Annotated in this window: 10 protein-coding genes; 6 read left to right on the top strand and 4 right to left on the bottom strand. The window is 58.3% G+C overall.

Annotated features, from left to right (window positions below; translation table 11 throughout):
* Nucleotides 1–117: 117 nt before the first annotated feature.
* Nucleotides 118–1,667, bottom strand: a protein-coding gene (locus tag ACRESJ_RS10540) for an IS3 family transposase (RefSeq protein ID WP_116287586.1) whose coding sequence is annotated in 2 segments (ribosomal slippage) — nt 118–1,208 and nt 1,208–1,667 — 1,551 coding nt in all. Because the reading frame shifts where the segments join, the coding sequence is not laid out codon by codon here.
* 232 nt (nt 1,668–1,899) lie between these two features.
* A complete protein-coding gene (locus tag ACRESJ_RS10535) occupies nt 1,900–3,306 on the bottom strand; it encodes a purine-cytosine permease family protein (RefSeq protein ID WP_431757847.1) in 1,407 nt (468 codons plus the stop codon).
* 325 nt (nt 3,307–3,631) lie between these two features.
* Between ACRESJ_RS10535 and ACRESJ_RS10530 the strand changes: the two genes are divergently transcribed.
* From ACRESJ_RS10530 to ACRESJ_RS10505, 6 genes are all read left to right on the top strand, one after another.
* Nucleotides 3,632–4,117 (top strand): flavin reductase family protein, encoded by a 486-nt coding sequence (locus ACRESJ_RS10530; protein WP_431757846.1) that lies wholly within the window; start codon nt 3,632–3,634, stop codon nt 4,115–4,117.
* A 242-nt stretch (nt 4,118–4,359) separates the two neighbouring features.
* Nucleotides 4,360–5,403: an LLM class flavin-dependent oxidoreductase gene (locus tag ACRESJ_RS10525; RefSeq protein ID WP_431757845.1), complete on the top strand. Its 1,044-nt coding sequence runs from the start codon at nt 4,360–4,362 to the stop codon at nt 5,401–5,403.
* Nucleotides 5,404–5,466: 63 nt separating this feature from the next.
* Nucleotides 5,467–5,619 (top strand): hypothetical protein, encoded by a 153-nt coding sequence (locus ACRESJ_RS10520; protein WP_431757844.1) that lies wholly within the window; start codon nt 5,467–5,469, stop codon nt 5,617–5,619.
* Between the two features lie 90 nt (nt 5,620–5,709).
* Complete coding sequence (locus ACRESJ_RS10515; RefSeq protein ID WP_431757843.1) at nt 5,710–6,387, top strand: cysteine hydrolase family protein; 678 nt, start codon at nt 5,710–5,712, stop codon at nt 6,385–6,387.
* Between the two features lie 5 nt (nt 6,388–6,392).
* Nucleotides 6,393–7,757: a purine-cytosine permease family protein gene (locus ACRESJ_RS10510; protein ID WP_431757842.1), complete on the top strand. Its 1,365-nt coding sequence runs from the start codon at nt 6,393–6,395 to the stop codon at nt 7,755–7,757.
* A 316-nt stretch (nt 7,758–8,073) separates the two neighbouring features.
* Nucleotides 8,074–9,252, top strand: coding sequence for a GGDEF domain-containing protein (locus ACRESJ_RS10505; RefSeq protein ID WP_431757841.1), 1,179 nt, complete (start codon nt 8,074–8,076; stop codon nt 9,250–9,252).
* Nucleotides 9,253–9,256: 4 nt separating this feature from the next.
* Here the strand turns inward: ACRESJ_RS10505 and ACRESJ_RS10500 are convergent, their stop codons facing one another.
* On the bottom strand, nt 9,257–11,038 hold the full coding sequence (locus tag ACRESJ_RS10500; protein ID WP_431757840.1) for a SulP family inorganic anion transporter: 1,782 nt from the start codon (nt 11,036–11,038) through the stop codon (nt 9,257–9,259).
* 50 nt (nt 11,039–11,088) lie between these two features.
* A complete protein-coding gene (ppk2, locus tag ACRESJ_RS10495) occupies nt 11,089–11,907 on the bottom strand; it encodes a polyphosphate kinase 2 (protein ID WP_431757839.1) in 819 nt (272 codons plus the stop codon).
* Between the last annotated feature and the right edge of the window lie 114 nt (nt 11,908–12,021).

The raw sequence follows: 12,021 nt of genomic DNA, 5'->3' as shown, positions 1-12,021 counted from the left end.
ATGGATGGCCCATCGCGGCGACCCACGGAGCAATGCCTTCGTTCTGGCATGCCGAGCCTTAGCGAGGCACCGAGTGGTGCGGCGTTTTTCAAGGTAGTTGTCGCGCCAACTGTTTTGCTATGCCGCTTTCTTACCGGTCTGCTGTACCCGATCCGGGTTCAGCAGCACCGTTCCTATCGGCTCCCAGTTGCGTGTTTTTCCAGACCATCGTTCAGGAGTTTTCTGGCGTGCCCGTTCATACAACTGGTGCCGCAGCACCAGGATCTGATGATCTTGCCCGCGATGGCGCTCTGACGGTGTGACGAAGCGGATCCGGCTGTGCCTGTGTTCGGTGTTATACCAGCGCATAAAATCCCTCACCCAAGTCCGTGCAGCGTCCAAGCTGGCGAAGCCTTCTAAGGGCCATTGCGGGCAGTACTTCAGTGTTCTAAACAGTGATTCCGAGTACGGGTTGTCATTGCTTACGCGCGGCCGACCGCGAGAGGGTGTGATCCCCAGCTCATACATTTTGCTTAACAGCGTCACCGATTTCATCGGCGCTCCGTTATCAGAGTGCAGCACTAACGGCTCACGCAGGCACTTCTCGCTGATCACGCTGCGCTGTAGCAGTGCAGCCGCTTTCTCACCACTTTCTTCTTCATAAACCTCCCAGCCCACCGCCTTGCGGCTGTAAATATCCTCGATCAAATACAGGTAGTAATACTTGCCGCGGATCGGCGATGGAAGATACGTGATGTCCCACGACCACACCTGGTTGGGCTTCTCAGCCGCATGTGTTGTCGGCATTACAACCCGCCGGGGTCGTCGGCTGCGGCCTCTATGGTGCTGTTGGCCGGCTGCTCGCAAGACGCGATAAAACGTAGTTTCCGACGCCAGATATCGCGCCTCGTCGGCCAAGCGCGGAACGATCTGGCTCGGAGGCAAATGGGCGTATGTCGGGCTGTTGCACAGCGCCACGATGGCGTGTCGCTCGATTTCGCTTAACGCATTACGCGGCTTGGGCCGCAAAGTGGTGGTGCGCGCATCGGCTTGCAGCTCCTGCGGCTGGGTCCAGCGCTGCAAGGTTCTGAGCGATAGTCCGACCTCTTGGCAGGCCCGTATTTTTCGGGCTCCCGCTACGATCGCTTCGATCAACCAGCCCACCAACAACTGCCGTTCCGGCAAAGAGGTCAGTTGTCCTCGTCGTCGGTCCCCCAGTAATCGTTGAGCTTTTTTCGCAGCACTAACAACGCTGCGGTTTCGGCCAATGCAGCATCTTTACGGCGCAGTTCACGCTCCAGTTCCAGGATCCGTTTCTTGTCTTTGCGCGTCTGTTCATGATCAGCCATTTTTTGCGCCTGAACAGCTTCTTGACCGCTGATACAGGCCTGACGCCAGGCATTGAGCTGTTCGGGGTAAAGGCCGTTTCGACGGCAATATTCGCCCAACTCAAGCTGAGTCAGACTGGCCGTTTCAAGGACAGCTGCAAACCGGGCTTCAGCAGACCATTTATCAGAAAGCAGTATGTCGTCGGGCACTTTACTTCCTTGGTTGGCCATCTTGCGCCAGAGGTACATCGATACATCGCTGACCCCTTCACGTCGACAAACTTCGGCCACGGTCAGGCTCAGCGGGGGAAGCAACATCTTGAGCAATGCAGCTTTACGTTCGGGTGAATAGTACGTCACAACCTATCTCTTTCCGCCCTCGGTGTGCTTTTTTGGGGGTAAATCCGCAGAGGCGACAACTATCCTGACACCGGGGGCTTTCGCGCTTTTCGAAAGTGACTCGCCGTAAGGGCGAAACCATAAGTAGCCGTTACCGCAGCAACGGATATGTACCCAATACATAAACCAAACACAAAAACAAAAATGCCCGACCAAAAGCCGGGCATTCCAGACAAACACAACCAAACAAAAATCAGTCAGCAAACCCCAACCGAGCCGCCTTGCCCAACCGATCCCGCCCACGCGTCGCCAGGCAGTAGTACAGCGGACAAGTCACCACCAACCCCACCAACCACGACAAATCCGCACCCTCCACCAAATTGGCATAAGGCCCGACATACAACGACGTATTGGCAAACGGCAACTGCACAATGATCCCGATGAAATACGCCACGATCGCATGCAGATTGAAGCGCCCGTAAATCCCGCCATCAGCCTGGAAGATCGAAGCAATGTCATAAGATCCACGCTTGATCACATAGAAGTCGATCAGGTTGATCGAAGCCCACGGCACCAACACCAGCAGCAACGCCAGAATCAACCCGATGAACTGCGAGATGAAATCCGCCGACGCGCCCAGCGCCACCACACAGCAGCCTGCCAACACCACGCTCGACAGCACAACGCGCACCTTGATGCTTGGCGTCCACTGACTGGCAAAGGTCTGGATCGACGTGATGATCGACAGCACCGCGCCATACAGATTCAAGGCGTTGTGGCTGATGATGTTGAGCAAAAACAACACCATCAGAATCGGCCCCAGCCAACCGGTGGACTGCTTGACCGCCGTCATCGCCTCGGTGCCTTCCGGCGTCGCCAATACCGCCACCGCACCGAAGCTGAAGGACAGAATGGTGCCCAGGGTCGCCCCCAGATAGGTGGCGAAGAACGGACGGGTAATGCCGATATCGGCGGGCAGGTAACGGGAATAGTCCGACACATACGGCGAGAAACTGATCTGCCAGATGATGCCCAGGGACACCGTGGCCAGCCAGCCGGACAGGTTGAAACCACCACGGGTGAAGAAGTCCACCGGCAGGTCATGGGCAAAAATGTAGAGGAAGCCGGCGAGCAAGGCGCTGCCCATCACCCACGTACCAATACGATTGAGCGTATGGATGAAACGGTAGCCAATCACCCCGATGGCGGTCGCGCTGAGGGCGCCGATCAGGATGCTGGCCGGCACCGGTACCGAAGGCGCGATGCCGACGATCGATTTACCCGCCAATACGATGTTGGAGATGAAGAAGCCGACGTAGATCAGCGCGGCGAAGAACACGATCAGCAGCGCACCATAGCGACCGAACTGACCGCGACTTTGCACCATCTGCGGAATCCCCATGCGCGGCCCTTGAGCTGATGCCAGGGCGATCACCACCCCGCCGACCATGTGCCCAAGGACAATCGCCACCAGCCCCCACAGCAGGTTCAGGTGAAATACCTGAACCACCATGGCACCGGTAACGATCGGCAGCGGTGCGATGTTGGTGCTGAACCATAGGGTGAAGAGATCGCGGGCCTTCCCATGGCGCTCTGCGAGAGGAACGTAGTCGACCGTGTGGTTCTCGATCAACGGATCTTGCCGGGACATCTGGGACATATGCATGAACTCGAGTTTGTCTGTTCTTATCTTTGTATGAAGCCAAACCGGGGGGACTCTCTGGCCGCCCCTCAGATGGAGGCCATATTATGGTATTCCAAACTTTTCACAAGACTGATCCGGTCTTTGAAAGCCCTTCTGATCTGCCTTCCGGCCCTGTCCAATACGCAACAACCTGGCTGAAAGCCCTGTAAATACTGCACCTCGAGCAAGACCACTACGTTTATCGGATCACCCAAAAAGACCTTGCAAACTATGTATTACGGTATACCATCAGACCTACAAACACATAAAAATCACGCTTCAACCTTCCGAGGACCGTCCAATGATTGATGCCGCCATCTATAAACAAGTCATGGGCTCGTTCCCGTCCGGCGTGACCGTGATCACTACACTGGATGACGACGGACAAATCGTCGGCCTGACGGCCAGTGCCTTCAGTTCGTTGTCCATGGATCCGGCGCTGGTGCTGTTCTGCCCCAACTACAGCTCCGATTCCTATCCGGTATTGATCAAGAACAAGCGTTTCGCCATCCATGTACTTTCAGGTGGCCAGCAAAGCGAAGCCTATGCCTTCGCACGCAAAGGCAAAGACAAGGCGCAAGGCATCGAGTGGACGTTGAGCGAGCTAGGTAATCCGATCCTGGCCAACGCCACGGCGGTCATTGAATGCGAACTGTGGCGCGAATATGAAGGCGGCGACCACGCGATCATGGTCGGTGCAGTGAAGAACCTGATCGTGCCTTCGCACGACGCGGGGCCGATGGTGTATTGCCACGGGAAGATGGGCGCCCTGCCCGTTCCGGCCTGATCCCGTTTTGTCGCTTTACCCCTGTGGGAGCGAGCCTGCTCGCGATGGACCGGAGGGCGCCGCGTCGTATCAGGAATTACGCGTCATCGTTAACGATCATCGCGAGCAGGCTCGCTCCCACAGAAAAGCGCCCACAGATCGAGCATCGTAAAAAATTTTGTAGCCATTTCGTATTATGGTATACCAATAAACAACAGCCTCGCAGTCGATGGGGCGACCACAAGAGATCCGAGGTAAGCGTCATGAAATTTTCCCTGTTCGTACACATGGAACGTTGGGACGAAAGCGTCAGCCATCGCCAGCTGTTCGAAGACCTGACCGAGCTGACCCTGATGGCCGAGGCCGGTGGTTTCAATACGGTATGGATCGGTGAACACCACGCCATGGAGTACACCATCTCGCCAAGCCCGATGCCGCTGCTGGCCTATCTGGCTGCCAAGACCACCACCATTCATCTGGGCGCGGGCACCATCATTGCGCCGTTCTGGCACCCGCTGCGGGTCGCTGGTGAATGCGCGCTGCTGGACGTGATCAGCAACGGGCGCATGGAAGTCGGCCTGGCCCGTGGCGCTTACCAGGTTGAATTCGACCGCATGGCCGGCGGCATGCCCGCATCGAGCGGTGGCCAGGCCCTGCGGGAAATGGTTCCCGTCGTTCGCGCCCTGTGGAAAGGCGACTACGCCCACGACGGTGATATCTGGAAGTTCCCGACCTCCACCAGCGTACCCAAGCCGATCCAGCAGCCGAACCCGCCGATGTGGATCGCCGCCCGCGACCCGGATTCGCACAACTTCGCTGTAGCCAACGGCTGCAACGTCATGGTCACGCCGCTGATGAAAGGCGACGAAGAAGTCCTGGACCTGAAGAACAAATTCCAGGCCGCCCTGGACAACAACCCGGATGTACCGCGCCCTCAACTGATGGTGCTGCGTCACACCCACGTCCACACCGCTGATGACCCGGAAGGCTGGAAAGTCGGTGCCAAGGCCATCTCGAAGTTCTACCGCACCTTCGACGCCTGGTTCGGCAATAAGGTGACCCCGGTCAATGGCTTCCTGGCGCCAAGCCCGGAAGAAAAATTCGCCGGCCGCCCGGAGTTCGAACTGGAAAGCCTGCACAAGACCGCTATGATCGGCACCCCGGAAGAAATCATTCCACGCATCAAGTACTACCAGGAATTGGGTGTCGACGAGTTCAGCTTCTGGTGTGACAACAGCCTGCCCCACGCGGAAAAGAAAAAATCCCTGGAGCTGTTCATCAAGCACGTGGTGCCAGCGTTCCGCTGATTGCGCCACCCTGCTCTGCGGACGCGAAGCCGCAGAGCTGACTGACGTGTAGGGTCGATTCCAATGATCACTGGTCATCTCCCATCACTCGCCCTTCCATCCGGCGCCGCGCAGGCCTACCTGCGCGGCGAATGGACAGCTTCGCACCTGCACTTCAAGCGCCTGCGCGCCAGCGTCACGGCCAAGCAAAACGGTTTCTGGCAAATAGTTCACTGAGCCCACCCGAACTGGAATTCACGCACCGCGCGTCTCGCCAAAACATGGCGGGCGTGGTGCTTTGTGTTCGCCTTTGATCAGGTTTGCCCAATGAACAATAAAAACGCGCTGTTGATCATCGACATGCAGCAAGAGGACAGTTTCGTCCTCGAAAACTTCGATGCTGTGGTCTCTCAAACGATTGCCCTGCTCCACACCGCCCGCCATCAACGGGTCCCGGTGATCTTTACCCGCCACGTCAATCCTGCCGACGGCAGCGACCTGCCGCACGGTGAACCCCTGGCAGAGGACGGCGGACCGAGTACCTACCGCGCCGGCACCCGACAGGTAGAAATCCTCGAAAGTCTGACTCCCCACGCCGATGAATTGGTGATCGACAAGGGCCGTTACAGTGCCTTCCACCGCACCGACCTGGATGCCCGGCTCAAGTCGCTTGAGGTAGAAACCTTGATCGTCTGCGGCGTCCTGACCGATGTCTGCGTGCTGAGCACTGTGTTCGATGCCTTTGCCCTGGGCTATCGAATCCGGCTGGTCAGCGACGCCTGCACTGCAACCACCCAGGCCGCGCACTATTCGTCATTGTTGATCATGACCAACTGGGTTTATTCGCTGGAATTGCTCACAAGTGCCCAATGCAGCAAAGCGCTGGAAAACCGCGGCTACCTGAGCCTGGCCCCCGAGCACCCGGACATGTTTGCCCATCAGCCCCATGAGCTGCCGGGCACGATCGCCCGTCTGCAAGCCAACCTCGTCCGGACTCAGGAGTAATCGCCATGCAAGTCGAAAAAAGAAGCATCGATTTCATTCCTGAAACCGAACGTCACGGGCGGCCCGGTTCGCTGTTCTTTATCTGGTTCGGCGCCAACATGAACATCACCACCATAGCCTCCGGGGTGTTGCCGGTGGTGATGGGGCTCAACCTGTTCTGGAGTGCGCTGGCAATCATCATCGGCTCGTTGCTGGGCGCCATCTTCATGGCGTCCCATTCCGCCCAGGGACCGAAGCTGGGCATCCCGCAGATGATCCAGAGTCGCGCCCAGTTCGGCGTCATTGGCGCGGTGTTGCCGCTGCTGTTCGTGATGCTGATTTACCTGGGGTTCTTTGTCAGTAACACGCTGCTTGCGGCCCAGGCACTGGAGTCCGTCAGCCCGTTACCCGCAACCGGCAACATCTACCTGATCGGGGCGTTGTGCTTTGTTGTTGCGCTCTATGGCTACAGGCTGATTCACCGCTTGCAAAAGCTGTTGTCGATCCTCTCACTACTGGTGTTCGCCGCCGCCACGGTGTACGCCTTACAACTGTCGATACCGGCCGAACAATGGCTGCCGACCGGGTTTTCGCTGGCGAAATTTCTGGTCGCAGTGAGCATTGCCGTGACCTGGCAGCTGTCCTACGCACCTTATGTCGCTGACTACTCACGCTACCTGCCAGGCAGCACGTCAACCACACAGGTGTTCTGGTACAGCTACGCCGGCACCGTGAGCGGCGGCGCGTGGATGATGATTCTCGGGGCAATCCTCAGCGTTGGCATTGGCGACTTCTCCAGCAACGTCGGCGGTCATGTTGCCGGGCTGTTCGGCAGCGGCGCGATCCTGCTGTTCGCCTTCATCGTCTATGGCCAGGTCTCGATCAACGTCTTCAACCTGTACGGGGCGTTCATGTCGACCATCACCGTAATCGAACCGTTTGCCCGTCTCAAGGTGACGCCGCGGGTTCGCGGGCTGTTCATGCTGCTGATCAGCCTGGTGGCCACGGCGCTGTGCACCATCAGTCAGGACGATTTCATAACCTTCTTTCTCAACTTCATTTTCTTCATGAGCTATTTCCTGATCCCCTGGACGGCGATCAACCTGGTGGACTACTACTGCCTGCGCAAAGGTCAGTACCAGATCGATGACATTTTCAAGCTCGATGGCATCTATGGGCGGGTCAACTGGATCGCCTGCGGCACTTTCGTACTGGCGATTGCCCTTGAGATTCCATTCATGAACACCACGCTCTATGTCGGCCCGGTCGCAACAGCGCTGGACGGTGTCGACCTGGCCTGGGTGGTAGGTTTGCTGATGCCGGCTCTGAGTTACTTCTGGCTGATGAAACTTCGCAAACCTGCACCGCACGTCATCCAGACGTCACAGTAAACGATCGACAAAACAACACCGGCCAACGCCGTAATGCTGTTCTCGTAGGAGCGAGCTTGCTCGCGAAAAACGTTAACGATGACGCGAGCATCCTGAATGATCGCGGCGCCTACAGGTTTTTCGCGAGCGAGCTCGCTCCTACAACGGCCAACGCCGGTGTTGTGCTATTTCACAAAGCTTTATCAAATGCGCGTCCATCAGCTATACCTCCATAGCCCCGCCTGCCTCACCATCCAATACAGCACATTCTGCGAAATTCCCCCCAAGCGCTTACAATCACCCCCTTTTTCCTCGCAAACACACAGGCAACAAGGTTATGGCGCTCGACCCACCCACGATGTTGACAATCTCGATCGCTCTCGCGGCGGCCGCCTCGCTGTACCTGGCGATCGAGTGGCGCAGCATTCGTGAATCCTCGCTGCTGTTCTGGAGCGCGGGCTTTGCAACGATCACGGTGGGCTCGACACTTGCCCTGTTACGTGGGATCGGCCTTCTGGTGGTCGGTATCTGGTTCGCCAATGGCTTGTTGGTGTTGGCGCACTGGTTTTTCCTGCTGGGCGTGGCGCGCTTCACCCAGGCGCGCCTGTCTCGTGCCTGGTACCTGATTTTCGGAGTATGGCTTGCCCTGCTGTTGCTGCCGGACGAGCCGTCGTGGTCGAAAATCATGCTGCTGGCCAACTCGGCGCTGGTGGCCCTGCTGTCGCTGCGAGCCAGTTTCCTCCTGCGCCCCCATGGCAAGTCCTTGAGCGTGGGGGCGGTACAGCTGCGCTATGTGCTGTTGGTTCATGGGCTTTTCTATGTTGCCAAGTCGATAACGGCAGTGATCCCCGGCACGCTGATCGATCTGGCGGCCTTTCGGGGCGAGATCATTCAGATCTCGTTGGTCGAAGGCGCGATGGCGATCATGCTGATCGCCCTGTCGATGACCGGAACCGAGCGCTACCGGCGGGAGAAGCAAATAGCCCGGTTGGCCGAACGTGACCCGTTGACCGCCCTGTACAACCGCCGTGCCCTTGAGGCCCGCGCACCGCGCCTATTGGCTGAAATGTCCAGCGCTTCACCGGGCGCCCTGCTGCTGATCGATATCGACAACTTCAAACTGGTCAACGACCTGTACGGCCATACCGCGGGCGACCGCCTGCTCATTGCGCTGAGCGAGATGATTCGTGCTGTGCTGCCCAAGGATGCGCTGACGGCCCGTCTCGGCGGAGATGAGTTCGTCATTCTGCTGAGTAACGCGTCGAGCGCGCGAATCGATGAACTGGGCAGCGCACTGCGCAAGCAGTTTCACGATGCGGCCTCAAAGACCTTTATCACCCCTGAAGCTGTGACCCTGAGCATTGGGGCCAACCTGTTCGATCGGCCGCCTGCCAGCCTGACGGCACTGATCGAACAAAGCGACGCGGCACTCTACGAATCCAAGCGTGGCGGACGCAATCGTATCCACCTGGTCGATCGTACCGTTGAGAGCGGTGAACTGTTACGGGCTCGGTAATGGGTCAGTGATCTGACCCCACCGAATCCATGCCATGGCTTGCCATATAGCCGCGGACAGCATCGTCGGTCGTTGGAAAAAATGCACGTTCACCCAGCAGGGTGTAAAGCCCGAAGCGCTTGAGCTTGTCCTTGACCGGGTCTTTCATCTCGGCAAAGCACAACGTGATGCCCGCCGCGCGCAAGGTTTCGTCCAGCTCGGCCAGCATGTCGGCAGAGGTCACGTCCACACTGGTAATGGGCTCGGCGGCGATCACCAGCCAGCGCACCGGCGTCCGCGATGCCGCCAGCGCATCGATGATGCGGTCGTGGAACAGTTCGGCATTGGCGAAAAACAACGATGCGTCCCAACGGAACAGCACCAGCCCGGGAAGTAGATGGGCGTCGGGATAGCGCTTCGTATCGTGGAACCCGTTGACCCCGTCCACACGCCCCAGTACCGCCGAGTAAGGTCGCCAGCCATCCCATAGAAACTCGATGACCGCAATCAGGATGGCCAGGCCAATGCCTTCGATCGCTCCAAACACTGCCACACCGATCGTACAAACAATCGACAGCCAGAACTCCCAACGCTGCATGCGATAGATGCGTCGCAAGTCTGCGACCTCAATCAGGCCAATAGCTGATGCAATCACCACCGCCGCCAATGCGCTGTTCGGTAGATTGCGCAACAGTTCCGGCGCGACCACCAAAAGAAGTGCAACCGCCAGTGCCCCTACGACGCCGGTCAGTTGGGTTTTGGCGCCTGCCGCCTCGGCCACGGGCGTGCGTGAGGAACTGCTGCTGATCGCAAATCCCTGGAAGAATCCTGAAGCCAGGTTGGCAACGCCCAGGCCAACCATTTCCTGGTTCGGATCGACATAGGTTCGGGTGCGCGCCGCGTAGACCCGCGACAACACGCTGGTGTCGGCGAATGACACCAATGCCACGGCGCAACCGCCGATCAGTACAGGGACGATATCGTCCGTGGTGATCCATGGAATGGCGAAGCCAGGCAGGCCTTGTGGCAGCGAGCCCAGGACGGACACCCCGGCGGTTGCAGCCAGGTCCAGCATACCCACGACGACCGTCGCGCCAACCACCGCGATCAAGATGCCTGGCACGCGCTTGTGATTTTTCAGCAGCAGGATAACCACCAGCGTGGCGACACCGACCATGAACGCGACCCAGTTGGTTTTCCCGTCCAGCAGCGCTGTCACGATCGCCCATAGACTCCTCAGCGGCCCCTCGGCTTCGATCTTGAAACCGAAGAGCTTGGGCAACTGGCTGATCAACACCGTCAAGGCGATGCCGTTCATGTAGCCGTAGCGGATCGGTTTGGACAGCAGCTCCGTGACGAATCCTAGCCGCGCAATACCTGCCAGGACACACACAGCCCCCGAGACAATTGCCATCATGCTCGCCAGGGCAATGGCCCGCTGCGGGTCGCCACCGGACAACGGCAGGACAACGGCGAGGATGACCGCCGCCAGCGAGGAATCAGGGCCAAGCACCAGAATGCGGCTAGGGCCGAACAGCGCATAAGCCAGCAGCGGCACAATGGTCGCGTACAGCCCATAGATGCCAGGTACGCCGGATGCAACCGCGTACGCAATGCCGACGGGCACCAGCATCGTGGTCAGCACCAGACCGGCCACAAGGTCGTGGCGCAACCAGGAAATCTGGTAGCCGCGCAAGGTACGCAACCCCGGAAACCAGCGACTCAAGCCGGACTGATCACCACCCGCATTGCGAGGAGTAATCCGGCCCGGCTGTGGGTCAGGGGACGAAATATCCGAATCGCTCATAGGACTGTGTCCCCTCTATATAAAAAGCACAGGTTCGCAAACGGTAATCGTCAGAATTTCTCGGGAACGTGGTTGAGCGGATAATCAGGCTCCTGATAACCACCAGGCTTCTGGCGTTTGGGCAAGACCACTTTGTCGCGCGGCACTTCTTTATAGGGAATGCGACTGAGCAAGTCGCTGATGATGTTGAGCCGCGCCCGACGCTTGTCGTTGGAGTTGGCCACCAGCCACGGCGCATGGACGCTATCGGAGGCCTTGAACATGTCATCACGAGCCCGCGAGTAGTCGTACCAACGGCTGTATGACTTGAGATCCATGGGCGTCAGCTTCCAGATCTTGCGTCCGTCCTTGATCCGCGCCTCGAGTCGACGGGTCTGCTCTTGCGGGCTGACTTCCAGCCAATACTTGAGCAGGATGACGCCCGAGTCGACGATCGCCCGCTCCACTTGGGACACTGACTTGAGGAAAGTGTCCGACTGTTCCTCGGTACAGAAGCCCATCACGCGCTCGACGCCCGCTCGGTTGTACCAACTGCGATCGAAAATCACCACTTCACCCGCTGCGGGCAGGTGCGGCAAGTAGCGCTGGACGTACATCTGGCTTTTTTCCCGCTCGGTCGGCGCGGGCAATGCCACCACCCGAAAGACTCGCGGGCTGACCCTTTCCGTGAGCGCCTTGATCGTCCCGCCCTTACCCGCGCCGTCGCGCCCCTCGAAAACGACACAAATCTTGATGCCGCGCTCTTTCACCCATTCCTGCAACTTGACCAGCTCGACGTGCAAGTGGCGCATTTGCTCAAGGTAGTCTTTGTTCTTGAGTTTCAGATCTCCAGCGGAACCTTTAGTAGCGCTTTTCTTATCCTTTGCCATATCCAAGACCTCATAAATGCCAGTAACCGGCTGAGTCTAGTCCAAGGTTAAAGGCTCTACAGGGTCCGTCAGTGAACTCATTACTTCTGAGCTGCCGCAGGCTGCGATCTTTTG

It is taken from the genome of Pseudomonas sp. (genome assembly GCF_050739655.1).
Classification (GTDB): Bacteria; Pseudomonadota; Gammaproteobacteria; order Pseudomonadales; family Pseudomonadaceae; genus Aquipseudomonas.
The sequence above is the reverse complement of the archived record's forward strand: the minus strand, read 5'-3'. Positions and strand labels throughout refer to the sequence as shown.

Bases quoted from the DNA above. Each gene is read 5' to 3' on its own strand.
- ACRESJ_RS10510 (WP_431757842.1), top strand. From the start codon at position 6,393: ATGCAAGTCGAAAAAAGAAGCATCGATTTCATTCCTGAAACCGAACGT.
- ACRESJ_RS10515 (WP_431757843.1), top strand. From the start codon at position 5,710: ATGAACAATAAAAACGCGCTGTTGATCATCGACATGCAGCAAGAGGAC.
- ppk2 (WP_431757839.1), bottom strand. From the start codon at position 11,907: ATGGCAAAGGATAAGAAAAGCGCTACTAAAGGTTCCGCTGGAGATCTG.
- ACRESJ_RS10520 (WP_431757844.1), top strand. From the start codon at position 5,467: ATGATCACTGGTCATCTCCCATCACTCGCCCTTCCATCCGGCGCCGCG.
- ACRESJ_RS10535 (WP_431757847.1), bottom strand. From the start codon at position 3,306: ATGTCCCAGATGTCCCGGCAAGATCCGTTGATCGAGAACCACACGGTC.
- ACRESJ_RS10505 (WP_431757841.1), top strand. From the start codon at position 8,074: ATGGCGCTCGACCCACCCACGATGTTGACAATCTCGATCGCTCTCGCG.
- ACRESJ_RS10525 (WP_431757845.1), top strand. From the start codon at position 4,360: ATGAAATTTTCCCTGTTCGTACACATGGAACGTTGGGACGAAAGCGTC.
- ACRESJ_RS10530 (WP_431757846.1), top strand. From the start codon at position 3,632: ATGATTGATGCCGCCATCTATAAACAAGTCATGGGCTCGTTCCCGTCC.
- ACRESJ_RS10500 (WP_431757840.1), bottom strand. From the start codon at position 11,038: ATGAGCGATTCGGATATTTCGTCCCCTGACCCACAGCCGGGCCGGATT.